At 68.7% G+C, this 24,468-nt stretch carries 20 protein-coding genes, 1 other RNA gene and 1 pseudogene; 12 read left to right on the top strand and 10 right to left on the bottom strand.

Annotated elements, in window-relative coordinates:
* Positions 1 to 104: 104 nt before the first annotated feature.
* The 4 genes and pseudogenes from QEG98_RS15720 to QEG98_RS15705 all read left to right on the top strand — a co-directional run bounded on the left by QEG98_RS15720 (position 105) and on the right by QEG98_RS15705 (position 4,820).
* A complete protein-coding gene (locus QEG98_RS15720) occupies positions 105 to 1,445 on the top strand; it encodes an AAA family ATPase (protein ID WP_090492860.1) in 1,341 nt (446 codons plus the stop codon).
* Positions 1,446 to 1,561: 116 nt separating this feature from the next.
* Complete coding sequence (locus tag QEG98_RS15715; RefSeq protein WP_163884489.1) at positions 1,562 to 2,404, top strand: Fic family protein; 843 nt, start codon at positions 1,562 to 1,564, stop codon at positions 2,402 to 2,404.
* Between the two features lie 153 nt (positions 2,405 to 2,557).
* Entirely contained in the window at positions 2,558 to 3,679 is a 1,122-nt protein-coding gene (locus QEG98_RS15710) for a DHH family phosphoesterase (RefSeq protein WP_090492858.1), read from the top strand.
* A pseudogene (locus tag QEG98_RS15705) lies at positions 3,676 to 4,820 on the top strand (cysteine desulfurase family protein). The gene QEG98_RS15710 and the pseudogene QEG98_RS15705 overlap by 4 nt, the downstream one beginning before the upstream one ends.
* Here the strand turns inward: QEG98_RS15705 and QEG98_RS15700 are convergent.
* From QEG98_RS15700 to QEG98_RS15675, 6 genes are all read right to left on the bottom strand, one after another.
* The gene (locus tag QEG98_RS15700) at positions 4,817 to 5,914 is read right to left on the bottom strand and encodes a hybrid sensor histidine kinase/response regulator (protein ID WP_316567263.1); all 1,098 of its coding nucleotides are present in this window, start codon (positions 5,912 to 5,914) and stop codon (positions 4,817 to 4,819) included. The pseudogene QEG98_RS15705 and the gene QEG98_RS15700 overlap by 4 nt on opposite strands.
* Positions 5,911 to 7,377: an ATPase domain-containing protein gene (locus QEG98_RS15695; RefSeq protein ID WP_316567262.1), complete on the bottom strand. Its 1,467-nt coding sequence runs from the start codon at positions 7,375 to 7,377 to the stop codon at positions 5,911 to 5,913. Before QEG98_RS15695 ends, QEG98_RS15700 begins: the two co-directional genes overlap by 4 nt.
* A 193-nt stretch (positions 7,378 to 7,570) precedes the next feature.
* Entirely contained in the window at positions 7,571 to 7,741 is a 171-nt protein-coding gene (locus QEG98_RS15690; RefSeq protein WP_316567261.1) for a hypothetical protein, read from the bottom strand.
* A gap of 105 nt (positions 7,742 to 7,846) precedes the next feature.
* Complete coding sequence (locus QEG98_RS15685; RefSeq protein WP_316567260.1) at positions 7,847 to 8,845, bottom strand: serine/threonine-protein kinase; 999 nt, start codon at positions 8,843 to 8,845, stop codon at positions 7,847 to 7,849.
* A complete protein-coding gene (locus tag QEG98_RS15680) occupies positions 8,842 to 9,144 on the bottom strand; it encodes a hypothetical protein (RefSeq protein ID WP_316567259.1) in 303 nt (100 codons plus the stop codon). The genes QEG98_RS15685 and QEG98_RS15680 overlap by 4 nt, the downstream gene beginning before the upstream one ends.
* On the bottom strand, positions 9,144 to 9,731 hold the full coding sequence (locus tag QEG98_RS15675) for a hypothetical protein (RefSeq protein WP_316567258.1): 588 nt from the start codon (positions 9,729 to 9,731) through the stop codon (positions 9,144 to 9,146). Before QEG98_RS15675 ends, QEG98_RS15680 begins: the two co-directional genes overlap by 1 nt.
* 249 nt (positions 9,732 to 9,980) lie before the next feature.
* Between QEG98_RS15675 and ssrS the strand changes: the two genes are divergently transcribed.
* The 5 genes from ssrS (at position 9,981) to QEG98_RS15650 (ending at position 14,120) form a co-directional block, all read left to right on the top strand.
* A non-coding RNA gene (gene ssrS / locus QEG98_RS15670) (6S RNA) lies at positions 9,981 to 10,176 on the top strand.
* Between the two features lie 19 nt (positions 10,177 to 10,195).
* Positions 10,196 to 10,819, top strand: coding sequence for a 5-formyltetrahydrofolate cyclo-ligase (locus tag QEG98_RS15665; protein WP_002639727.1), 624 nt, complete (start codon positions 10,196 to 10,198; stop codon positions 10,817 to 10,819).
* Entirely contained in the window at positions 10,816 to 11,604 is a 789-nt protein-coding gene (locus QEG98_RS15660) for a TIGR00282 family metallophosphoesterase (RefSeq protein WP_090492848.1), read from the top strand. The genes QEG98_RS15665 and QEG98_RS15660 overlap by 4 nt, the downstream gene beginning before the upstream one ends.
* Before the next feature lie 56 nt (positions 11,605 to 11,660).
* The gene (gene tyrS / locus QEG98_RS15655; RefSeq protein ID WP_011553032.1) at positions 11,661 to 12,923 is read left to right on the top strand and encodes a tyrosine--tRNA ligase; all 1,263 of its coding nucleotides are present in this window, start codon (positions 11,661 to 11,663) and stop codon (positions 12,921 to 12,923) included.
* Positions 12,924 to 13,019: 96 nt separating this feature from the next.
* Entirely contained in the window at positions 13,020 to 14,120 is a 1,101-nt protein-coding gene (locus QEG98_RS15650) for a hypothetical protein (protein ID WP_316567257.1), read from the top strand.
* Between the two features lie 38 nt (positions 14,121 to 14,158).
* On the opposite strand, the gene QEG98_RS15645 is transcribed toward QEG98_RS15650, so the two are convergent.
* From QEG98_RS15645 to QEG98_RS15635, 3 genes are all read right to left on the bottom strand, one after another.
* Positions 14,159 to 18,823, bottom strand: a complete 4,665-nt coding sequence (locus tag QEG98_RS15645; RefSeq protein ID WP_316567900.1) for an alpha-2-macroglobulin family protein — start codon at positions 18,821 to 18,823, stop codon at positions 14,159 to 14,161.
* A 157-nt stretch (positions 18,824 to 18,980) separates the two neighbouring features.
* Complete coding sequence (locus QEG98_RS15640; RefSeq protein ID WP_316567256.1) at positions 18,981 to 20,189, bottom strand: hypothetical protein; 1,209 nt, start codon at positions 20,187 to 20,189, stop codon at positions 18,981 to 18,983.
* A gap of 48 nt (positions 20,190 to 20,237) precedes the next feature.
* On the bottom strand, positions 20,238 to 20,879 hold the full coding sequence (locus QEG98_RS15635; protein WP_090492839.1) for an SAM-dependent methyltransferase: 642 nt from the start codon (positions 20,877 to 20,879) through the stop codon (positions 20,238 to 20,240).
* Positions 20,880 to 20,954: 75 nt separating this feature from the next.
* Here QEG98_RS15635 and QEG98_RS15630 point away from each other — a divergent pair, with 75 nt between their 5' ends.
* From QEG98_RS15630 to dctA, 3 genes are all read left to right on the top strand, one after another.
* Positions 20,955 to 21,377 (top strand): hypothetical protein, encoded by a 423-nt coding sequence (locus QEG98_RS15630; RefSeq protein WP_316567255.1) that lies wholly within the window; start codon positions 20,955 to 20,957, stop codon positions 21,375 to 21,377.
* A 60-nt stretch (positions 21,378 to 21,437) separates the two neighbouring features.
* Positions 21,438 to 21,725 carry a hypothetical protein gene (locus QEG98_RS15625; RefSeq protein WP_090492998.1) on the top strand — a complete coding sequence of 96 codons (288 nt, stop codon included), beginning with the start codon at positions 21,438 to 21,440 and terminating at the stop codon, positions 21,723 to 21,725.
* Positions 21,726 to 21,828: 103 nt separating this feature from the next.
* Positions 21,829 to 23,118, top strand: coding sequence for a C4-dicarboxylate transporter DctA (gene dctA / locus QEG98_RS15620; protein WP_316567254.1), 1,290 nt, complete (start codon positions 21,829 to 21,831; stop codon positions 23,116 to 23,118).
* Positions 23,119 to 23,128: 10 nt separating this feature from the next.
* Here dctA and QEG98_RS15615 read toward each other — a convergent pair whose 3' ends face one another.
* A complete protein-coding gene (locus QEG98_RS15615) occupies positions 23,129 to 24,268 on the bottom strand; it encodes an acyl-CoA dehydrogenase family protein (protein WP_316567253.1) in 1,140 nt (379 codons plus the stop codon).
* Between the last annotated feature and the right edge of the window lie 200 nt (positions 24,269 to 24,468).

The raw sequence follows: 24,468 nt of genomic DNA, 5'->3' as shown, positions 1-24,468 counted from the left end.
ACCCCGCTTCGCCCCCCTCTTCGGCATGGGAGGGGGGCGGGCAGCCAGGGAAGAGGCCACGTCCCGCGCCCGACCGCCCATCGAATGGGCTAGAACGGGGCTTGATGGCTCCTCCCGCTGGCTACGACTACGACGACAATCCGTTCAAGCTCGAGAACCCATCCATCCTCGACATCGCTCCACCGGAGCCGAAGTCGGTGGAGGACACGGGGCTCAAGATGGGCATCCTGTCCGACATCGCCCTGAAGTACCTCTATTACGCGGGCACGGGCACGGGCATGGGCATCGCGGACGAGATGCGGCTGCCGTGGCCAGGCGTCATCGAGCACGTGGTGGACTTCCTCGCCACGGAGAAGCTGGTGGACCTGCGCGGCGGCAAGGGCTTTGGCCGCGCGTCCGTGGAGTTCATCCTGTCGGAGAAGGGCCGCGAGTACGCGCGAGACGCCCTCACCCGCACCACCTACGTGGGCCCCGCGCCGGTGCCAATCGAGCAGTACAACGCGCTCATCACCAGCCAGACGGAGGAGACGCCCGTCGTCAGCCAGGAGGAGCTGGTGATGGCGCTCAGCCACCTCACCGTCCCCGCGGAGCTGATGGACAAGCTGGGCCCGGCGGTGAACTCCGGCCGCTCGCTGTTCCTCTACGGTTCCCCCGGCAACGGCAAGACGAGCCTGGCCGAGGCCGTCTCCAACATGTTCGGCGGCGAGGTGTTCGTCCCCCACTGCCTGGAGATTGGGAATCAAATCATCCAGGTCCACGACCGGCTCATCCATACGCCGGTGTCGCTGGAGGTCGGCCGGGATGCCTCCGGCCGCCGGCAGACCTTCGAAATGGACAACCGGTGGCTCCTGTGCCGCCGGCCCTCCGTCGTCGTGGGCGGCGAGCTGACGCTGGCGATGCTGGACCTCATCTATTCGGAGAGCACCCGCTTCTACGAGGCCCCGTTCCAGGTGAAGGCCAACGGCGGCATGCTCCTCATCGACGACTTCGGCCGCCAGAAGGTCCACCCCACGGACCTGCTCAACCGGTGGATTGTCCCCCTGGAGAAGCGGGTGGACTTCCTCACCCTTCACACTGGCAAGAAGTTCGAAATCCCCTTCGACCAGCTCCTCGTCTTCTCCACCAACCTGGACCCCAAGGAACTGGTGGACGAGGCCTTCCTGCGCCGCATCAAGTACAAGATTGAGGTCGGGAACCCCGACGAAGAGGCTTACCGGGAAATCTTCAGTCGCGTCTGCGAGGCAGCGGGAATCCCGTACGTGGACCAGGCCGTCACGTACCTCATCGAGCACTACTACAAGCCGCGGAGCATGGAGCTTCGCTCGTGCCACCCTCGGGACCTGGTGAGCCTCATCCGGGACGCGGCGCGCTACCGGCAGATACCTCCAGCGCTCTCCAAGGACCTGCTCGACCAGGCGTGCGAGGTGTTCCTCGTCAATCTGTGATGATTTCGTTGTTACAACCGCGCGGAATTTCTAGAATCCACGCGCCGTTGTACCGCTCGGCCGCATGCTTCGAGTACCGCCCGCGGCGGACCCGCAGCGAGAAGGAGCCGCAGTCCGTGAAGGAACGCTACCAGGACATCGACGAGAAGAACGAAACGCTGCGTGGGTACCTCGACATCTACAAGGACAAGCCGGACGCGCGCGAGTTCTTGGACAAGATGGAGATGTCGTGGATCTACCACGACGCCGCGCTAGAGGGAGTCGTCTACACGCATCAGGAACTGATGGCCGCGCTGTTCCCTCATCGAACCAGCGCGGAAGCCTCCATGATTCCGGTGGTCCTCGAAATCCGGAACCACAAGGCCGTCTGTGACTTCATCCGTGAGGAGGCAGCGGGCGCCAAGAAGCAGGCGCAAATCACGCTGACCACCATCAAGCGGATGCACGACCTCTTCCTGGGCAACACGCCGGAGGCCCAGACGGAGCGCGCGCGCATGGAGCGCCGCGAGCGCACGGAGAAGGAGCTGGCCAAGGAGCGCGACAGGTCCGGGCTGCGCAAGGACATGCCGCTGCACCGCACGTACTTCCACGACATCTCCCAGCCGGCGAAGATCCAGCCGGAGTTGGAGAAGCTCGTGGACTACACGGCCAGCGCCGAGTTCCGCGAGTTCCACCCCATCAAGCAGGCGGCCACGGTCCAGCACAAGTTCGTGCAGATCTTCCCCTTCACCGAGCACAGCGGGAAGGTGGGGCGCATGTGCAGCAACCTCATCCTGCTGCGCAACGGCTACATGCCCGCCGTCATCCACTCCATCGACCGGCAGCGCTACTACGAGTCCTTCCGGGGCCCCGTGGCGGGCTTCCGGACGGTGCTGATGGACGCGATGGAGAACTCGCTCGACAACGGCATGAAGTACTTCCGGGACCTGGGGCGCAAGTACAAGGCCCTGAACAGCTAGCCCACGTCCCGCGGCGGCCCGGCGAGGGAGCGCGCAGGCTCACGCTCCTCTCGCGCGTCGTGAAGGATGCGGGGTCCGTCGACACCATTGGTGTGTTGGCAACAGACCCCGGATCCTCGAATCCCCGGACGGGAGGAAGTAAGAAGAATACCCATGCCCGTGACACAGTCCCTCAACAGCCGCCGCGGAACCGGAAGCTCGGGAGGCGAGCTGACGGAGCCCCCGCCACCGCGGCTGGCCCATATGCCAGCCCGTGACAAGCTGGAGCGGCTCCTGCGAGTGGCCCAGGGCCACCACAAGGCGCTCATCCTCACCCACGACAATCCGGACCCGGACTCGCTGGCGGCGGCGGTGGCCCTGGCGCACCTGCTCGAGCGCAAGGCGGGCCTGAAGGCCCACATCGGCTACGGCGGCATCATCGGCCGGGCGGAGAACATCGCCTTCGTGAAGGTGCTGCGCCTGCCCGTCTCACACGTGTCGACCATCGACTTCGACGAGTACGACCTCTTCGGGCTGGTGGACACGCAGCCCAAGGTCGGCAACCACTCCCTGCCCGCGCGGCTGGAAGCGCACCTGGTGGTGGACCACCATCCGCTGCGCCAGGAGAGCCTGGAGGCCCCTTTCGCGGACGTGGGCGGCGACTTCGGAGCCACGTCCACCATGCTGGTGGAGTACCTGCGCGCGGCCCGGTTGGAGCCCTCCACGGAGGTGGCCACCGGCCTGTTCTACGGCATCAAGGCGGACACGCGCGACCTGGGCCGGGAGACGACGCCCACGGACGTGGACAGCTACCTGTGGCTGTTCCCGCGCATGGACAAGATGCTGCTGGCGCAGATTGAGCACCCCGAGCTGCCCGCGCGCTACTTCCAGCTGTACCACACGGCCTACGAGCGGGCGAAGGTGTACGGGACGGCCATCATCACCGACCTGGAGGAGGTCTACTCCCCGGACATGGTGGCGGAGGTGGCCGAGCGGCTGATGTTCCTCGAAGGCATGAAGTGGTCGCTGGCCTTCGGGACGTACCGCAACCAGCTCTTCCTCAGCTTGCGCGTCAAGGACCGGCGGATGAACGCGGGGCGCCTCATCCGCGAAATCTGCGAGGACTACGGCGGCTCGTCCGGCGGCCACGGCAGCATGGCCGGAGCGCGGCTGCCGCTGTCCGGGAAGCTGGCGCAGCGCAAGGCGCTCAAGCGCGAGCTGGTGGCCAAGTTCGTGGAGGCGTTCGGCGTCGCCAACGAGCGGCCGGTGTCGCTGTTGTACGCGCAGGACTCGTGACGTACTGGGACTACAACGCAGCCGCGCCGGTGCGACCGGAGGTGGCGACGCTGCTGTCGCGCGCCTTCGCGTCGAGCGGTTATGGCAATGCATCCAGCGTGCACCAGGAGGGCCGCGCGGCCCGGGCCCGGTTGGACGCGGCACGGGCGAAGGTGGCCCGCGTGCTCGGCTGCGAGCCGAAGGAAGTCAGCTTCACCGGCTCTGGCAGTGAGGCGGACGCGCTGGCGCTCGTGGGCGCCGGCACCTGCGGCCCCAGCCCGAGCGGCGGCGGGTGGTGACTTCCGCGGTGGAGCACCCCGCCCTGCTCGGCGCGGTGGCGCAGTTGGAGCGGGAAGGCGCCCACGTCGTGCGGGTGGCGCCCGGTCCGGACGGGCGCGTGCGCGAAGCCGACATGCTGGAGGCCCTGACGCCGGACGCGGCCTTGTGCTCGTTGATGTGGGCCAACAACGAGACGGGCGTGCTCCAGCCCGCGAGGGAGGTGGCGCTCGCGTGCCGTCAGCGCGGCGTGCTGTTCCACACGGACGCGGTTCAGGCCGCGGGCAAGGTGCCCCTGTCCCTGCGCGAGGTGGACGCGGACCTGCTGTCCCTGTCCGCGCACAAGTTCGGCGGCCCTCCGGGCGTGGGCGTGCTGATGGTTCGCAAGAGCGTGGACGTCCGCGCGCTCACGCCGGGCCACCAGGAAGGCGGCCGTCGCGGAGGGACGCAGAACGTGCCCTACGCGGAGGCGCTGGCGCTCGCGCTCGCGTTGGCCGATGCGGAGCTGACTGAGACAACGGCGCGGCTGACCACGCTCCGCGATGCATTCGAGCGGGAGGTGACGGCGCGACTGCCCGGCGTGCACATCAACGGCGGCGCGGCCCCACGCGTGCCCAACACCAGCAACCTGCGCTTCGACGGCGTGGAGGGTGAGTCGCTGCTCATCGCCCTGGATCTGGAGGGCATCTGCGTGTCCTCCGGCGCCGCCTGCGCGTCCGGCACGCTGACGGCGTCGCATGTCCTGCGGGCCATGGGCCTGTCGCCCGCGCAGGCCCGAGGCAGCCTTCGCTTCAGCATGGGCCCCGGCACGACGGAAGCGGACGTGGCGCGCGTGGTGGACGCGCTCGTGCGGCACGTGCCGCACGTCCGCGCACTGGCCGGCTAGGACACGGAACGCCGGCTCAGGGGCAGCCGAAGGTGGAAGGTCGCCCCCTCCCCCAGCACGGACTTCACCGACAACGAGCCGCCGTGCAGCTTCGCCAGCGACGAGGCGATGTAGAGCCCCAGGCCATGCCCCTGGGCAGGCTCGCCGTCCGCCCGCTGGAAGCGCTCGAAGACGGAGGGAAGCGCCCCCGCGGAGATGCCGATACCCCAATCCCGGACGTGGATGTCCACCAGCCCGGGGTGCAGAGCGAGGCCCAGTTCGACCCGCCGTGTCCCGCCCCCGTACTTCACCGCGTTGGAGAGCAGGTTGTTGAGCACCTGCCGCACCCGCTCCCCGTCGAAGGGAAGGAACACGGGCTCCTCGGCGCCCCGCAGCGCGAAGTCCACCTGCGGTTCCAGGTCGCGCCACTCCTGGATGAGTTCCCGGAGGAAGACGGCGAGGTCGCCCTGCCTGGGCCTCAGCTCCACCTTGCCTTCGGACAGGCGCGAGGCGTCCAGGATGGAGGAGATGAGGTGGTTCATCCGATCCAGTTGCCGCAGTACGGCGTCCACCGAACGGACCTCGTCGTCCTCGCCCCGCTTCTCCACCTTGCGCAGCAGGACCTGGGCGTTGAGGCGGGCCGAGGAGAGCGGCGTCTTCAGCTCATGGGCCACCCAGTTGAGCACCTCCTCACGGGCCAGGAAGCCCCCCCTGCGCGTGTCCGTGGAGGCCTTCGGCTCGGGGAAGGTGGGCACGGCCACGGGAGGCCTCGAGCGAAGCGCACCGGTGATGGCCTCTTCGAAAGCGCTCAGGTCCACGGGCTTGGCGAGAAAGACGTCCGCCTCCTCCCTTCCCGCGGGCCGCGCGGCGCTCAGCAGCACGAAGGGAACCGATGCGAGGCTCGGCTCCGCGCGCATGGCGCGCAGCAGCTCCATCCCCGTGCGGCGGGGCATCATGTGGTCGCTGACCACCAGGTCTGGCGGCTCCGTGCGCGCAAGCATGAGCGCGTCTTCGCCATTGTGGGCCCGGATGGCGCGGTAGCCGAGCGCCTCCACGACCTCGGCGAAGACCTCGAGCAGCGCTTCCTCGTCCTCCGCGATGAGGACGCCACTCATTCCGAGGCCCCGATGCTCGTCCCAATGGGCCGGGCCTGCCCCGTCAGCAGCCCCTCCGCGGAGCGCATCGTCGCCAGCACCTTCATCCCCGAGTCGGCGATCTGGAACTCGCGCAAGTCATTGTCGTACTTGCTGTCGCGCATCGTGAGCACCGACAGGATGCGGTGGATGCGCCCGCGCAGCTCCACGTAGCGCAGGAGGAGCAAGTTCTCCCCGAGGATGGAGACGGGCGCATCGCTGAAGTCGAGCTCCGTGCCGGCCACCTTGGAGACCTCCCGGGTGTACAGAGTCGTCACCCCCGCCCGGCGCAGCTTCTCCGCGAGCGCCCCCAGGAAGAGCGGCCTGCGCTCCCGCTCGGTGATGGTCTGCTCGAGCGTCGTGAGGCCATCGATGACGAGCCGCTTCACGTTCCGCCGCTCAACCTCCTGGAAGATGCGGTCCAGCACCAGGTCCGCCTCCTGCTCCGAAGGTGGGATGTACAGGTAGGTGATGAGCCCGCTTCTCACGAAGCGCGCCACGTCCAGTTGGATGCGCCGCGCCCGAGCGGCGAGCGACTCCGTGGAGTCATGGAACGAGACGAAGAGGGAGTGCTCGTCCCGGCGCGCCCCCTCCACCGCGAAGTGCGCGGCCAGCAGCGTCTTGCCAATGCCCATGCTGCCCGCGAGCAGCGTTGCACTCGTGCGGGGCACGCCGCCCCCCATCAAGACGTCCAGCTCCGGCAACCCGAAGCTGACGCGCTCCTCGGGCGGCTCCACGTCCCTCCCAGTGGACACCAGCGACTCCAGGCGCGGGATGAAGGACACCCCGTCCCCGTCGATGCGCATCAGGTGCTCCCCCGACAGGTGTGGCCGGCCGCGCAGCTTCACGACCTCCACGCGGCGCATGCGACGGGCGCCGTGCTTCACCACCGCCAGGGAGACGATGCCGTCCACCGTGGTGGCTTCGGGCAGCGTCAGCAGCTTCTCCAGTGGGTACTCGGTGGTGAAGAGACCGACGCAATCCGCCGCGGCCAGGCCAATGCCCAGCTCATAGAGGAACTCGCGCAGGCGCGCCTCGTCCTGCCAGAGGTCCCGGATGGAGCGAAGGCCATCGATGAAGAGCAGCTTCGCGCCCCGCTTGCGCACCGTCTGGATGATGAGCTCCCGCGTCTCCTTCGCGCCCTGCTTGAGCGATGAGTAGGCGCTCATCACGAAGAGCTTTTCGTCCAGCAGCTCCTCCTTGAAGAAGCTGAAGCTGCTCAGCTCGCCCACGAGCTTGTCGTGGGGTTCGGACGTGACGGTGACCAGCACGACGGGCAGGCCTCGCGCCGCGGCGAGGAAGGCCATCTGGCTGCACAGCACCGTCTTCCCGCTGCCCGGATCTCCAGCCACGATGATGGATTGTCGCCTGGGGATGCCTCCGCCCAGCAGCGTGTCGAAACTCGGGATGCCCGTCTCGAAGAGCGACCACGTCCGGCGATCCATTCAGGAGCCATCACTTGTATTGGCGGTTGGAAGAAGCGCGCCCAGGAACACTTTCAGCGCGCTCCTTTTTCGAGAACTAACAACCCGGATGCGCGGGGCCAAGCCTCTGCATCGGACTCCAGGGCCCGGTCACGCGCCAGATGCACGCTGTTGGACACGCGCGAGCGAAACCCGCGCTTCACGCCCTGCGTCGCTACCAGGACTGCTCCGGAAGCGACTGCTCGCGCACGTCCTCGTCGGGCTGCCCGTAACCGGGCATCCCATCTTCCCGGGCTTCGTCCGCCTTGGAGGTCCGCGGGCGCGCGCGCTCCTCGGGCTTAGGTGCGGACTGCTCCGGCTTCTGCTGCTTGGGTTCGTTGGCCATCTGGATTCCTCCCCCACGCGACACCGCGCGCGGTGGAAGGAAAGGTCGTCATCGTCCTGGAGGGTGGGCAGGAACGGTGGAGCGGACAACAGGGTGCCCGCTCCCCTACCCCGCGCGCGAGCCCGGCGTCGGCGGCGTCCCGCTGGGCGACGGCGCGGCGGGCACCTCGTCACTGGCGCCGAAGAGTCCGCGCACCACGGCGGCGATGGCCAGCGGCGTGCCCACACGTTCGTCGTAGTGGGGCGTCAGCGCCTGGGCGAACTCCTCCGCTGTCGGGAAACGGTCCTCGGGACGCTCCGCGAAGGCCCGAGCCACCACGGCCTCCAGCGCCTCCGGGATGTCGGGCCGCAGCTCCCGCAGGGGCCGGTATTGCCGGGCGCGGATGGCGTTGAACACGGCATCCGGCGTCGTGCCGGTGAAGGGGCGCTCCAGCGTCAGCAGCTCGTAGAGCACCACCGTGGCGGCCCACAGGTCGGCCTCCGGGTTCACCTCGCCGAGCAGCGATTCAGGGGACAGGTAGTAGGGCTTGCCCAGCACTTCGCCGCCCTGGAGCTTGCCGTCCACCAGCACGCGCGACACGCCGAAGTCGCCCAGCTTGATTTCGCCCACGCGGGAGATGAAGAGGTTGGACGGCGACACGTCGCAGTGGACGATGCCCAGCCGCTCGCCCTGGGGCCCCGTCGCGGAGTGCGCGTACGCGAGCGCCTCCAGCAGCACCTTGCCCAGGTACACCGCGAAGTCGAGCGGCAGTGGAATCCCGCGCACCTTGCAGCGCCGGAGGATCTGCCCCAGGTCGCGGCCGTCCACCAGCTCCATCACGATGAAGTAGACGCCCTCCAGCGCGCCGGCATCCAGCACCGTGACGATGTTGGGGTGGTGCAGCTGCTTGGACAGCTGGGCCTCGCGGGCGAACAGCGACACGGACTCAGGATCCCGCGTCAGCGAGGGCAACAGGCGCTTGAGCGCCACCGTCCAGCCTTCACGCGGGCCGGACAACACCCGGGCCCGGTACACCTCCGCCATCCCGCCCTTGCCCAGCACGGAGAGGACTTCGTAGTTGCCGAAGACCCGCGTGGTCTTCTGCGGGGAAGTCGGCTGGCTCACGGCGTGGTGTTTCCAACCCCCGCCGACGGGCGGGCGGGAACCCGCTTCCGGGTCCGCTGCTGTTGCATGAGCGTTTCGATGTCCTTGATGTCCTCACGCAGCGCCTGCTCCGGCACCGCTTCCGCCGTCCGGCCCGCGGGCATCCAGCCCTGCTCGAAGGCCTTGCGCAGCGACTCGCGCGAGCGGTTGCGGTTGCCTTCGCGCTGATACGCGTAGGCCAGCCACAGGTGGACGTCCGCGCGCCCCAATCCCCTGCCCGCCTCCAGCGTCTTCACCGCGCGGCTCACGTCATTGAGCATCAGCTGGCTGGCCCCCAGGCCCACCACCGCGGCGGCGCTGCGGGGTCCTTCGACAGGGCCAGCTCGAAGTGGCGCTGCGCCACGCCCGCGTTGCCCGCGGCCAGCTGACGCTGCCCCTCCTCCAAGGGTGACACCTCGCCCTGCCGGCCCAGTCCCGCGGCCACCTGCGCCGCGGACGAGTTCGCGCCGTCCGGCGTGGCCGAGGTGGCCACGGCCGTGGTCGCCGAAGCCGCGCGCGCAGGCGCCACCGCTTCCGCGTCCCGGGACAACGGCCGCAGGAGCAGGAGGGAGTCGTTCTTCAACACCGGCGAGCGGCAACCGTCCTTCAGCCGGAACAGGGCCGTCATCACCCCATCGTCCGGGTTGAACACGACCAGCGCGGGCTGATTCACCCGCGGCTCACAGTGGGGCCCCAACTGACAGAGCAACACCTGGCCCACCAGGACGTTGTCCTGGAACTCGCCAGAGAGCACCTCCGTATCGGGTTCGAATCCGCAGGGTCCGCCAGTCGCGACCCCCACCAGCTGGTCTCCCTGCATGCGCAGGGACACCACGCCATAGGAGTCCCCTTGATAGGAGCTCGACACCGTGGGCGGTCCCGCCCACGCGAGGCCGGAGGCAACGGAAAGAACCGTCGCAAGACCCTTGTTCAATAGCGAGGGCGGCATATGTGGGTGGATTCGGGCTCTTTCCATCATAGAGGTCCCGCGCCTGCCTTGTAAACGCGCGAGGATGCCTTGACCCCGCCGCCCCCCGTCCTTATCATTTCCAAAGACTCTGGCGAGAATTCCCAATAGATTCGAGGATTTGGAAGCACTGTAGCTTTGTTCAAGGGCTGTCCCCTGCGGGGCGCGTGATGCTCGGCAGAAATTCGAACCGATACGTCCATTCCGGGGTCCGTTTCGGTCTCCATGTGCAAGCCCTCCCTCCTCACGGGGGATGAGGGAAGCCTGCGGAGGCATGACTTCGGTCCCCACCTGGCTTTTGAGGGTTCAATGGACGCCGGGCACACGGCCATGCTGCGGGGGACTTTTTCTTTGGAGCGGCGTCGGTGAGCGAGACGGTGGTGGAAGAGGCGGCGGCGAGGAAGCAGACCCTACGAGAGGAGCTCACGGCGCGCCGGAAGGCGATGACGCCGGACCTCATCGATACGCGGGGTCTCAAGGTTCAGTCTCGGTTTCTGGCGGCACCGTATTATCAGAAGGCGCGCACGGTGGCGTTGTACGCCCCCATTCGGGGGGAAGTGCCAACCCGGGATATCCTGATTGCGGCGTTGCAGGACGGCAAGATTGTCTGCTACCCGCTCTCACATGTTCACGGGCGGATTCTTTCGTTCCGTGCCATCAAGTCGGAAAGCGAGCTGGAACCGGGGCGTTTGGGGGTGCGTGAGCCCACCAACTCCGCGGACCTCATCGCGGTGGACCAGATTGACCTCTTCGTGGTGCCGGGCCTGGGCTTCACCCGGGAAGGCAAGCGGCTGGGGCGCGGGGGCGGTTACTACGACGCCACCCTCCGCGCGGCCAGTCAGCGCAGTCGTCGGGTGGGCTTGGCCTTCAATGACCAGGTCGTCCCCGTGCTGCCCACGACCGGGGATGACGTCGACATGGACCTGGTCGTAACGGAGTCTGAGTCCCTGCGCGGCCTGTACCGCGACTGGGACTTCCTCGATACGTGAAAGTCCTCTTCATGGGGGACGTGGTGGGCCGCCCCGGTCTCCAGGCGGTCCGCACGCTCCTTCCGAGGGTCCGCGCGCAACACGGCGTGGACGTGGTGGTCGCCAACGCGGAGAACAGCGACCAAGGCTCGGGCATCACTTCAGAGACGGCCCACTACCTGCTCGACAGCGGCGTCCAGCTGCTGACGAGCGGTAATCATTTCTACTCCAAGAAGGCCATCCTCCCCTGGGTGAAGGAGCATCCGGACCTGCTCTTGCGTCCGGCCAACTACCCCAAGGGCACGCCGGGCAAGGGCCACGGCGTGGTGAAGCTGCCGGATGGGCGCGCGCTGGGCGTCATCAACCTGGAGGGGCGCGTCTTCATGCGCACCGAGGCCAGCCCCTTCGAGGTGGTGGAAGGGCTGGTGGAGGAGCTGCGCCAGCAGACGCCCTGCATCCTGGTGGACATGCACTGCGAGGCGTCCAGTGAGAAGAACGCCATGGGCGTCCACCTGGATGGGCGGGTGTCCGTGGTGGTGGGGACGCACACGCACGTGCAGACGGCGGATGAGCGCATCCTCCCCGGTGGCACGGCCTTCATCACGGATGTCGGCATGTGCGGGCCGCTGGACTCCGTCATCGGCATGAAGAAGGAGTCCTCGCTGGCGCGCTTCCTGGGCAAGCCGGCGCCCTATGAGGTGGCGGAGCGGCTCGTCTACCTGCAAGGCGTGGTGGTGGACATCGACGACGCCACCGGGCGGGGCCGGAGCATCCACCGCGTGCGTGAGCACCTGCCAGGCACCTGAAACCCGGTGGAGGAAGTGCGTCCACGGCTGGCGCACTTCGGGTAGCTTGCGGCGCCATGAATCCGGACGCGCTGCGCAAGGCGACCCCCGAGGAGCAGTTCGAAGAAGTGACCCGTGGCACGGTGGACCTCCACGTGCCCGAGGACCTGAAGAAGAAGCTTCAGTACTCGTATGACACGGGCAAGCCGCTGGTCATCAAGGCGGGCTTCGACCCGAGCCGGCCGGACCTGCACCTGGGCCACTCGCTGCTGCTCACGCGCATGCGGCGCTTCCAGGAGTTCGGCCACACGGTGGTGTTCCTCATCGGTGACTTCACCGGGTTGATTGGCGACCCGACGGGCCGCAACGCCACGCGCCCGGCGCTCACGCGCGACGAGGTGAAGGCCAACGCGGAGACCTACAAGAAGCAGGTCTTCAAGGTGCTGGACGAGTCCAAGACGCAGGTGCGCTTCAACTCCAGCTGGCTGGACTCGCTGGGGACCGAAGGGATGATCCGCCTGGCCTCGCGCTACTCCGTGCAGCGCATGCTGGAGCGCGACGACTTCAAGAAGCGCTTCCGCGGCGAGGTCTCCATCTCCATCCACGAGTTCCTCTACCCGCTCCTGCAGGGCTACGACTCGGTGGTGCTCAAGGCGGACGTGGAGCTGGGCGCGACAGACCAGCTCTTCAACCTGCTGGTGGGCCGCCAGTTGATGAAGGAAGAGGGCATGGCGCCCCAGGTCATCATGACGGGCCCCATCCTGGAGGGCCTCAACGCGAAGGCGGTCGACGGGAAGATTGTCGGCGACAAGATGTCCAAGAGCCTGGACAACTACGTGGGCATCGACGAGCCGGCGGACACCATCTTCGGCAAGTTGATGAGCATCACCGACGACCTGATGTGGCGGTACTACGAGCTGCTCTCCGCGAAGACGCGGGCGGAGCTGGCGGAGATGCGCGCCCAGGTGGAGTCCGGCGCGCTGCACCCCAAGGCGGTGAAGGTCGGCTTCGCGCAGGAGATGACGGCGCGCTTCCAGGGCGAGGAGGCCGGGAAGAAGGCCGCCGAGGACTTCGAGAAGCGCTTCGCGAAGAAGGAGCTGTCCACGGACGAGCTGCCCCTGGTGGAGGTGTCCCTGGGCGGCGCGGAGAAGCTGCCGGTGACGAAGCTGCTGCCGGAGTCGAAGCTGGTCGCGTCCGCCACCGAGGCGCGCAAGCTGATGGCGCAGGGCGGCGTGCGCGTCAACGGCGAGAAGGTGCAGGACGTCAAGGCGGAGCTGGGCGCCGGCGAGTACACGGTGCAGGTGGGCAAGCTGAAGGCAGCCCGCGTGAAGCTCGGTTGAATCTCCGGCCGGTGACGGCCGTCGCAGGCGCAGGACATGCCCCCCTGCCCCTCCCCTGAGGGGCACGGCGGGGACTGCTGTAGACTCCCGTGCGCCATGCGTCTTTCCCTGCCCTGTCTCGCCCTGTTGCTGGGTGCCTCGCTGCCCGCCCTCGCGGGCCGCGGCGTCTTCGTGTCCGACGTCACGGTGGACGCCCTCGAGCAGCCCGAGTCCCGCAAGGTCGTCTTCACGGTGGAGGCCGGGAGGCCCTACCCCCTGCTGAAGAAGGGCGGCCCCAACCGCGCCTGGTGCAAGCTGAGCGGCGCGTCCGCCGAAGGCTGGGTGCTGTGTGAAGGCGCGCCGGAGTCCACCGCGCCGGCCGCTCCGAGCGCGGCGGACCTGGTGGCCGCGGACCGGGCCCACTCGGCGCGGCAGGTGACGATGCGGGGCCCCGCGGGCCGCGTGGCCGCGCGTGACGCTGACAACGACGGTGACGAGGAGCTGGCCGGCTCCGCGAGCTGGAAGCCGGCCACCGGCTGCGCGACGACGTGTGACAGCGCGCCCCTGTTCGCGAAGCCGCCGCCCTTGTCCGCCATGGACCGCGAGGTGTTGGACTTGTGCCCCGCGCGCCCCGACGTCAGCGTGAGTGAAGGCGACGTGCGGCGATTCGTCTCGCGCCACTACGACGACCCGCGCCTCCAGCGGGCCCTGTCCGTGGCGGGCCGGCCCGGCGCGCGGCAGGCCAACATCGACTGGCTCACGGGCCTCTGGGTCAGCACCGGGCCTCGCAACGCCTTCACGCACGTCTTCTGCGGCGACGACTGGCAGCGAGGCCCCATTGGCGGCCTGCACTTCCTGCCGCGTTATGCCCAGCTCGAGGCGGAGGGCCGCCTCTGCTACCAGGGCCCGGTGCGCGGCGCCGCGGCCTTGAAGGGTGACGCCTACCTCATCCGCTTCAAGGGCGTGGCGCCCTGGTCCTGCGGAGAGAAGCGCGTCGGCGGCTTCTCACGCGGGCCGGACGCGGTGGGGCTGATGTCCATTGGCACGCGCGCCTTCGCCCGGTGCTGCGCGCGCGGCGGGGCCAAGAAGGAAGGCGGCGTGTACTCGGCGCCGGACCTGGGCGGGACGAACTGGCGCATCTGGTGTGGCACGCGCAATGGCACCTACGGCATCGCCACCCTGCATCCCACGGACGACAAGGCCACCTGCGGGGAATGAGCCCGGGCTGAAGGGCCCACTCCCCGGGGTGGACCGCGCTACTTCGCCGCGCCCACCGTGAGCACCGCCCCGGCCGAGTACGCGGTGAACTCCGGCGCGTACATGGACTGCACCGTGGCGGGGCCCACCTTGAACTGGCCGGCCATGTTGGCGCGCAGCCGGTACTTGAAGGTGTACTCACCCGCGGGCAGCTGCTCGAAGAAGAAGTTGGTGCCGGAGTCGCGCGTCTCCTCGTACCAGACGATGCCCAAGTCCCAGCGGTGACGGGACTGCACGTTCTCCGGCTCCAGGCCCGCGGCGCGCGGATCTCTCAGGTGCACGTACTCCGCCGCGTGCTTCGCGCGCAGGGAGAGCTGCACCTCCACTTCGTCTCCGGGGAGCACCACGGCGCCCTCGGCCAGCGGCACGAGCCTGGCGTCCTTCCCCTGCCGCTCACGCAGGAAGTAGCGCCGCGACACCTGGAAGAAGTCCCCGCGGTCGCTGTCCGGCAGCTTCTCCGTGGAGAAGTGCCACGTCGCGGATGCGAAGGCGAAGCCCGGCGTCGTCTTCTCCACCACCACCGAGCTCATCGTCGCCGGGTTCAACTCCGGCCCGGGCACGACGACCTGGTTCTTCTTGCCCGTGTACTCGTCCGGGGCGAAGGACATGCGCACCACGCGCGGGCCCACCGTCACCTGGGCGTCCTCGCGCACGCCCAGCGCGCCTTCCGCCTGGAGGTACTTCACCAGCGCGTACACCGACTCCGCCGTGGCGCGAGTGGACTTCCAGTGGTTGAGCTTCTTGTTCAGCAGCAGCCACTGGACCAGGCCCTCGCGGCGCGCGTCCTTCGGATTGAGCTCCGTCAGCGTGCGCAGCGCGAAGGCGTGCGTCTCCGTGGTGTCGTTGTACCAGAGCCAGCTGCGGTCCTCCTGCGCCCAGTAGGTGCCCAGCTCGGGACTCGTCTTCGCCGAGTCCATGACGCTCTCCCAGACGCGGTTGGCGTCCGCGCCGCGCCCCGCGCGCTTCAGCGTCAGCGCCAGGTAGCCCTTGAGGTAGGGCGAGTGCTTCTTCCAGTGCTTGTAGCTGAACGCGAGCATCCGCGCCCGCTCCGCCTCGGTGAGGGCCTCACCGGTGTAGCTCGCGTTCGGATACGCGGAGGCCGTGTAGTTGAGGAACGTGAGGAACTCCCAGCCGCGCTCCTCCTTCATCAGCTTCGTCGCGTACTCCTCGCGGAAGTGCCGCGCCAGGTAGCCCCAGGCGCCCCGGGTGATTTCCGGCGGGACTTCCACGCCGAACTCCATCGCGCGGGAGAGGCCATGCACGATGTAGAGCGTCATGTACGGCGACGGAGGCCCCCCCGGCCACCAGGGGAAGCCGCCGCTGGACGTCTGCGCCTTGCGGAGCTTCGCCAGCGCGGACGTGCGTTCGGCGGCGGCGACCTTCGGGTCCAACACCTTCACCAGACCGGCCTCCGGCCCGGCGCCGCCCTTCGCCATCTCCAGCCAGGGCGTCTCCTCCAGCGCCATCTTCCGGTTGGGGTCCACCGCGTCCCACGTCTCCAACTGGGTGGGGCGCTCGCTCAGCTGTTTGGCCATCCGCGCCACCGACGGGTACTGCCCGTACAGGCTGGACAGGATGCCCGTCGACACGAAGCGGTTGAGCGTCTGCTCCGTGCACTCGTAGGGGTAGTCCACCAGGTACGGCAGCGCCTGGAGCGCCGAATAGAACAGCTGCGTGTCCACCGTGACGACCAGCTGCTCGTTCACCCGCGTCGAGTCGCCGCCCGCGCGCAGGTCCTCGAACTGCATCGTCTTGGAGTCCTTGCCCTTCAGCGTCACGAAGCGCGACTGCGCCAGGTGCATCCGGCCCGGCAACACCGGCAGCGGGCGCAGCTCACCATCACTGTGATTCTCCGAGCGCGCCACCACCCGGAAGGCAACGGGCCCCACCCGCGTGGGCGTGGTGAGCGGGAAGCGCAGGCGCGTCCCCTTCCCCGCCTCCACGCGGAAGGACTGCGACGCCTTCTGGACGCCGAAGTCCGACAGCACGCTCTTCTGCAGCTCCAGGTCCTGGATGTCCAACGTGAGCGTGCCCTGCATCGGGCGCGACGCCGCGTTGTTCACCATCACCTCCAACACCGCGCGGTCGCCCTCGCGCAGGAAGCGCGGCACATAGGGGCGCACCATCAGCTCCTTCACGCTCCGGGAGGCGCGCTGCAGCGAGCCGCCCTTCAAGTCGCGCGTGACGGCGTGCACCCAGACGCTCCATGCCGTCACCGAGTCCGGCACGGTGAACTCCAGCGTCGCCGAGCCATCCGCCCCGGTGAGCACCTGGGGCGCCCAGAACGCGGTCTCCGCGAAGTTGGAGCGCAGCGGCTGCGGCGCGTCCGGAGTCGCGCCTCCGCTGCCAAAGCGCTCTTCCTTGTCCGCCTGCATCTTCGCCTCGGCCCGGACAGGCGCCTCGGCGGGCGGCGGGGGCGGCGGCTCGCCCGAAGCCGATGCCGTGGCCATGGCGGCCCTTGGCGCGGCACCCTCCCGCACGCCGCCCATCCCACCGCGAACCATCTGCCGCATCCGCCGCCGACCTGGGCCGCCCACCTCGAAGCCATTCCCGAAGAGCAAGGCGTCAGGCGCAGGCGGTGTCCAGCCCGGCACCTCGCCATATCGCGCGTTCACCACCCACCGGGTGTCCCCCATGCTCGCCGACGACTGCATGTCCACGGAGGCGTGCCGCTGGGGATACAGCGACGCCACGCTGGGCGGCGTCTGCTTCGCGAACAGGTCCAGTGACTGGTCATACATGTACGCGAGCAGCTCGGCAGTGCCCGCCTCCACCTTCGCGCCCTTCGGCCCCTTCACCGTCACGCGCCAGGTCTCCTTCGCGCCCGGGCGCAGCGTGTCGCGGAAGGTGGCGAACTCCAGCTGCAGCTCCTTGTCGTCCCAAGGAACGAAGATGGACTTCGAGAAGAACAGGAACTGGTAGTCACGCACCGTGGACAGCGCCACGGTGAAGCCGCCGCGCAGCTCCGCCGTCACCGGCACCTCCACGACTCCGGAAGACGGGCCCGCGGTGAGCTTGCGCCGGGAGATGAGCCGCTCGCCCTGGTAGATGTCGAGCAGCAGCGGCTGTCCCTTGAACCCCGAGACGGCCATCAACCGCACCACCTCTCCCACCCGCGCCGTCTCCCGCTCGGCCACCAGCATCGCGGGCACCGCGAGGGGCGTCGTCTTCCCGGCCACCACCAGCTCGCGCCCCACGGTGTACGTCTGACCGAAGGCGTCCGTCGTCTCGTAGTGGAGCCGGTACGCGCCCGCCTTGAGCGACGGCAGCTTCAGCACGGCCAGGCCCTCGGCGTCGTGCTGCACCGAGCCGGTCGCCTGCTCAGCCCCATCCGTCCAGCCGCGAATGGTGGACTCCGGCGAATACGCGCCGAACCACCGAGGACGCAGATTGTCTCCAGGCGTGGGCGTGAACACCGCCTCGGGGTCCTTGTACTCCGGCAGGCCGGAGGGCTCGTCCGCGGGCAGCAGGGGCTGCGCGGGCTGATTCAGCGCCACCAGCCGCCACTTGCCCGGCCCCGGCTGCGGCGCGCCATCCAGCGTGGAGCGCGTCAGCCGAACCTCGGCCGCGGCGCCCTCGCGGAGGAACCCCGTGTCCAGGTCCACGCGCGCCTCCACGGCGACGAAGCCCAGCCGGAAGGCCCGGCTGGCCGAGCGCGTCTCACCGCCTTCGTCCGTCGCGTCCGCCTCGATGCGGTAGTTCCATGTCAGCCCCGGGGTGGCCGCGGACCGCTCATCCGCCTCTGGGGTGAAGCCGATGGTGAAGCCTCCGTCCGCGCCCAGCGGCGACGTGCCCGTCGCCACCACCTGCCGCTGCGAGGCACCGGACGGCGGGCCCCACCACCACCAGGGCAGCACCGGCTCGCGGTACGCACGCCACCGCACGGAGCCGGACGTCACCGGCATGCCGAAGTAGTAGCGGGCCTCGCCCTGGAATGTCGCGGGCCGGTTGAGGCGCAGCTGCGCCTTCGCGTCCTTCAGCGTCACCTCGAAGGTGGGCCGCTTGTACTCCTCCACGCGAATCGCCGCGCGGCCCCCCGCGCTCACAATCACGGACCACGCCCCCAGCATCCGGCCGGTGGGAATCGTGAACTCGCCCGCGGCGGAGCCGAAGTCGTTGGTGCGGACCTCCCGGGACTCCACCACCTCGTGGTTCGGATCGAACAGCGTCACCTGGAGCGGGCGGTCCGCCAGCGTCTGGTAGCGCGCCTGCTCGCCCCGGCCGCTGAAGGCCACCGCCTTCCACAGCACCTTCTGCTGGGGCCGGTACACCGCGCGATCGGTGAAGACGAGCGCCGATTGGACGTCCCCGGACTGATGGCGCTTGTAGAACGGCACCTGGCCCGGGTGCAGCAGCGCGTTCCGTCCGACGCCGGCCACCAGGACGTAGCTGCGGTAGCCATCGCCCGGGACCGAGTCGAAGGTGGCCGCGCCGTCCGCGTCCGAGAGGATGCGCGCCGCCTCCTTGAAGCCCTGCTTGTAGTCGACGCGGATGAGCCGCAGGGGAACCTTCGGCACGGGCTCGCCGGTGTCGCCGTCCACCAGCCGCACCTCCAGCTGGTCCCCGTTCGAGGGCCGCGCGACGATGACCCAGGGCGTCACCGTCAGGTACACCGCGACGATGCGGTTGTTCGTCGCGCGGAAGTCCTCGTGGGCGGAGGCCATGATGACGTACGTCCCCCGGGCCGTGAGCGGCGGCGTGACGAAGGTGCGGTGCTCCCGGAAGTCCTCCGTCTTCGGCAGCGGCACGCTCCAGGTGGCCACCGGACGCTGGCCCTTCACCAGGGCCTTCAACGGCGCACTGTCCGGCATGAGGTTGTAGTCATCCACCTGGGCCAACCGCTTCTCCAGGTCCACGGAGTACGCACGAAAGTGCAGCATGGACACGTTGCGGTGGGTGACCTCGACGGAGCGGCGGCCCGGCCCGTCCGACGCCAGCGAGCCCATGCTGAACTCGGGCGCCTCGATGGCGGCCATGAGCACGCGGCAGCGCTGCGCCCCCGTGGACTGGGGGTAGGTGGCCACGCACGCCTTCGCCAGCGAGTGGGCACGCACGGCGTGGTCCGCCACTCGCTCCATCTCCACGAGCTGGGCCTGCCCCATGGTCGACCAGGGCACGTCGCGGAACGCGGGCAGCAAGGCGGCGGTGTTGCCGGATGCGGGTCCGGTCGGCCGTGTCCGTGAAGTGCTGGTGCAGCACCGTGTAGCGCTGCAGCCGGGCCTCCAGCGCCGACTCGCGCCGCCCCGCGGACTGGTGCCACGCCTCCAGGTCCCCGAGCACCGCCGCCACCTTCACCAGCGGATGGACGCCGGGGTCCGTCAGCGCCACCTTGGGCGTCCCCTCCAGGAGCGCGCCCAGGTCCAGGCGGTACACCTCATGGGCCTGCTCGGGCCGCCAGTGCGAGCTGTCCGCCAGCAGCGACACGCGCAGGTACGACACGGCATCCCGCAGCGTGGAGCGCAGCCCCTCCGGGTAGGTGTTGGGCTTCACGTACTCGGACAGCGCCTTCAGGGGCTCACCGCCCAGTTGCTGCCGCTGCTTCCACACCTCCTCGTAGGCCCGCTGGGCCTCGGTCAGAATCTCCTCGTAGGTCCACGCCTTGAGGTCCACCGGCCCGGAGGACGCCACGGACTCGCGCTGGCGCACCTCCCAGCCGTAGACCTGCGCATAGGCGACGAGCGCGTTCGCGTAGAAGAGGTTCAGCGTCGCGCGAGGCAACGTGCCCTTGGGCCAGGGCTGCTCGCGCAGGAAGCGCACCGCCGTCTCGTAGCCATGCAAGTCGGTGCGCAGTTGCACCGTGCGCACCAGCGCGCGCGTCCACTCGGCCTCGTCGCCCTTGGACTTCGCCTGCGCCAGCCGGGCCTCGGCGCCCTGGGCGGCGGCCTCCAGCTTCTGCTCTTCGGCCATCCTCTCGATGGCCTTCCACGAAGGCGGCGCCTTGCCCTGCCCCAGCACGGGCGAGGTCAGCAGCAGCAGGGCGAACAGCCAGAAGCGAACAAAGGGTGCGCGGGTCCAGGGGGTCCGATGCATGTCGGCACTCTAGACACAGCCGGACACCCGAACGTTCCACAATGAACGTCAGTTCGCCTCCGGGGCCTCTGGCGCACGGCGGCGAAGACCCACCAGGTAGACCTCCATGCTGGCGCCGCGGGTAGCCTCCGGCCGGACCACCTTCACCTCTTCGAAGAGGGCGCGGATCTGGTTGCGGAAGTCCTCGAAGTCCCGGCCCATGAAGACCTTGGCCACGAAGGACGACCCGGGCCGGCCCCGCGCCGCGGCCAACTCCAGCGCCTTGCCCGCGAGCCGCAGGCTGCGCGCCTCGTCGGTGGCCTTGATGCCGCTCGTCTTGGGGGCCATGTCGGAGATGACGGCGTCGAAGGGGCCGGCATGAAGCTCGGTCAGCTTCGCGTCGAAGTCGTCCGCGAGCACGTCCAACACCGCCGTCTGCACGAAGGGCTGGCTGAAGGGACGGATGGCGACGATGTCCACGCCGATGACGCGGCCCTTCGGCCCCACGGCGTCCGCCAATATCTGGAGGAATCCTCCCGGCGCCGCCCCCAGGTCGAGCACGACGTGCCCCTTCTTCACCATGGGGAAGCGCTTGATGAGTTCATCGACCTTGAAGGCCGAACGTGCCCGCAGGCCCTCTTGCTTGGCCTTCTGGAAATAGTGGTCTTTAGGACGGTAGGGCTTGCCCATGTCAGAGGGGCTCCCTAGCATCCGCTACTGTCTTCGGGAAGCCGGAGCAGTCGCGGGTGTCACTCCCCGTGCAACGGCCAGTCCGGAGGACGTAGGATGGGCACGACCCGGAGCGTGATGACGGCGCTGTGCATCTCCCTGCTGTCGGCTGGGGGCTCCGCCTACTGCTACACCCGCGCGGACGCCCTTCAGGTGCAGGGCCAGTGGCTGATGGAGCGCGGCACCGCCCAGGCGGAGGACTACGCGGCCCGGTTCGACGGCGCCGCGGCGGACGCCCAGTTGAAGACGTTCGCGGAGCGCCGGGCCATCCTGGAGAAGGCACACCTGTGGCAGCGCGGGATGCTGCTGGGCGTGCTGATCGCCGCGCTGGCCACCGTCTCCGCGTACCTCCTGTTCCTCCTCAAGCGGCTGAACGACCAGTTGCTCGATGCCACGGGCAGCGGGGCACATGAGAGCACCGCCCGGGAGTCCGCTTCCCCGGAGCCCGTCCAGGCGTTGATGCCCAGTCCGCAGCGCTGAGCGCTCGCCGCCGGGCGCGGCCCGCTGGCACAATGGCGTCCCCGTTTCATGGAGGAGGCCATGCCCGGCTGCGCGCACTGTGGACACCCACTGGACATCATCGCGAACCAGGTGGGCCGGCGTGACGAGTGCCCCCACTGCGGCGAGGACATCCGTTCGTGCCGCAACTGCCGTCACTTCGACCTGGGCGTGGCGAAGGAGTGCAAGGAGCCCTTCGCCGAGGTGCCCAAGGACAAGGACGGCGCCAACTTCTGTGAGCTGTTCCAGATTGGCGAAGGCGGCATCCATGAGAAGGAGAGCCGGGACGCCCTGCTGAACGCCGCGGAGGCGCTGTTCCGCAAGAAGTGACGCAGCCCGCCACCCGAAGCCCCCGCTTTGCGCCGGCGCCTGGCGCCAACGAAGCGCCGAACCGGGGCGCTATAGTCCGCGGCCTCCCGAGAGAGGGGTGCGGATGCGGTGGTTGAAGAATCTGTACGTCCAGGTGCTGCTGGCCATCGCGGTGGGCATCATCCTCGGCTGGCTGCGGCCGGACCTGGGCGAGTCCATGAAGCCCCTGGGCGACGGCTTCATCAAGCTGGTGAAGATGATCATCGCACCGGTCATCTTCCTCACCATCGTCGCTGGCATCGCGAAGATGGGCGACCTCAAGCACGTGGGCCGCATCGGCCTCAAGGCGCTCATCTACTTCGAAGTCCTGACGACGCTGGCGCTCGTCGTGGGCATGGTGGTGGTGAACACCCTGAAGCCCGGCGCGGGGATGAACATCGACCCGGCGCAGATCGACACCTCCGGCATCACCCAGTACCACGCGTCCGCGTCGCAGCAGGGCACCATCCCCTTCCTCCTGGACATCATCCCGCATGACTTCCTGTCGGCCTTCACCGAGGGGAAGCTGCTCCAGGTGCTGCTCGTCGCCGTGCTGACGGGCGTGGCGCTCACCCGCCTGGGGCCCATGGGACAGCGCGTGCTCGACCTGTCGGATGACCTGGCGCAGGTCTTCTTCGGCATCGTCGGGATGATCATGAAGCTGGCGCCGCTGGGCGCCTTCGGCGCCATGGCCTTCACCGTGGGCAAGTTCGGTGTCGAATCGCTCAGCTCCCTGGGCCGGCTGCTCATCGCCGTCTACGTCACCTGCGCCCTCTTCGTGTTCCTGGTGCTGGGGCTGGTGGCGCGGCTGTCCGGCTTCTCGCTGTGGAAGCTGCTGCGCTACATGCGCAGCGAGCTGTTGCTCGTGCTGGGGACGTCGTCGTCGGAGTCCGCGCTGCCCCGGCTGCTCAAGCGGCTGGAGACGCTGGGCTGCGACCGGGGCGCCGTCGGGCTGGTGCTGCCCACCGGGTACTCGTTCAACCTGGACGGGACGTGCATCTACCTGACGATGGCGGCCATCTTCATCGCCCAGGCGGTGAACGTGGACCTGTCGCTGGGCGAGGAGCTCACCTTGCTGGGCGTGCTGCTGCTGACGTCGAAGGGCGCGGCGGGCGTGACGGGCTCGGGCTTCATCACGCTGATGGCCACGCTGGCGGCGCTCAACGGCAAGGTGCCCGTGGAAGGCGTGGCCCTGCTGCTGGGCGTGGACCGCTTCATGTCCGAGGCCCGGGCCATCACCAACGTCATCGGCAACACGGTGGCGACGCTGGTGGTGTCCAAGTGGGAGGGCGTGCGTGACGACACCGTCATGCACGCCGAGCTCGACAGCGGGCCCAAGCCCCTGGAAGGGGTGAGCCTGGGCCACGGCACCTGAGTGCGCGGCGCTAGAAGCCGTAGAGCTTCGAGATGATCTCCTTCATCACCTCGGAGGTGCCGCCGCCGATGGTGATGAGGCGCACGTCGCGCCACATGCGGGCGATGGAGGTCTCCTCCACGTAGCCCATGCCGCCGTAGAACTGCTGGCAGTCGTAGGCCACGCGCTGGGCCAGGTCGCCCGCGAACAGCTTCGCCATGGAGACCTCCTTCACCGGGTTCTCCTTCCGGTCGAAGAGGTCCACCGCGTGGTACGTCAGGCGCTTGGCCGCTTCGATGGCCGTCAGGTGCTCCACGAACTTGTGGCGCCACACCTGGAACTTCATCAGCGGCCGGCCGAAGGCCTCGCGCTCGTTGCCGTAGCGGATGGAGTCCTCCACCATCCGCTCCATGCCCGCCACCGTGGTGATGGCGCCCACCAGGCGCTCACCCTGGAAGTTGGTCATGATGTGGTAGAAGCCTTCGTTCTCCTCGCCCAGCACGTAGCGGGCCGGAATCCGGCAGTCCTCGAAGTAGAGGACGGCGGTGTCCGAGGACAGGTTGCCCACCTTGTCCAGCTTCTTGGAGACGCCGAAGCCCTTCACGTCCGTGGGGAACGTCACCAGGGAGATGCCGCCGTAGCCGGCCTCGCCCGTGCGCACCGCCAGGGTGATGAAGTCCGCCCGCGTGCCGTTGGTGATCCACATCTTCGAGCCGTTGATGACGTAGTCATCCCCGTCCCGGCGCGCCGTCGTCTTGATGCTGGCCACGTCCGAACCGCACCCCGGCTCGCTCACGCCCAGCGCGGCGATCTTCTCGCCCTTGAGCGCCGGCTCCAGGAACTCGCGCTTCTGCTCGTCCGTTCCAAGCTCGTTGATGATGGGCGTGGCCATCTGGCTCTGCACCAGCAGCGCCATGTTCACGCCCGCGTTGAGGCTGCGGCTCAGCTCCTCCGCGAACACCGTCACGTACCAGTAGTCCAGCCCGCTACCGCCGTACTTCGGGTCGTGGTTGATGCCCAGGAAGCCCAGGTCCCCCGCCTTGCGGAACAGCTCCTTGGGGAAGATGCCCGCCCGGTCCCACTCGAGGCCGTGTGGGGTCATCTCCTTCTCCACGAAGCTGCGCACCGTGTTGCGGAAGGCCTCGTGTTCCTCGGTGAATGGGTGGGGCATGGGGTGTCCTCGGCGCGAAAGGATTGATTCTTGAATCAATAACAGGGGCCTCTAGGTGCCACAAGCACCGCCTCCCCGGCACACAGCGCCCCTCCTTCAGGCCAGAGGACGGATGCACCGCGTCGTGTCATTTTCTCCTGCCCGCTCGGCGGACGGCCGTTAGACATGCCGGAGGAAAGATAGTCCGCACTACGGAGTAT

The organism is Myxococcus sp. MxC21-1 (assembly GCF_032612255.1).
GTDB classification, from domain to species: Bacteria; Myxococcota; Myxococcia; order Myxococcales; family Myxococcaceae; genus Myxococcus; species Myxococcus virescens.
The sequence above is the reverse complement of the archived record's forward strand: the minus strand, read 5'-3'. Positions and strand labels throughout refer to the sequence as shown.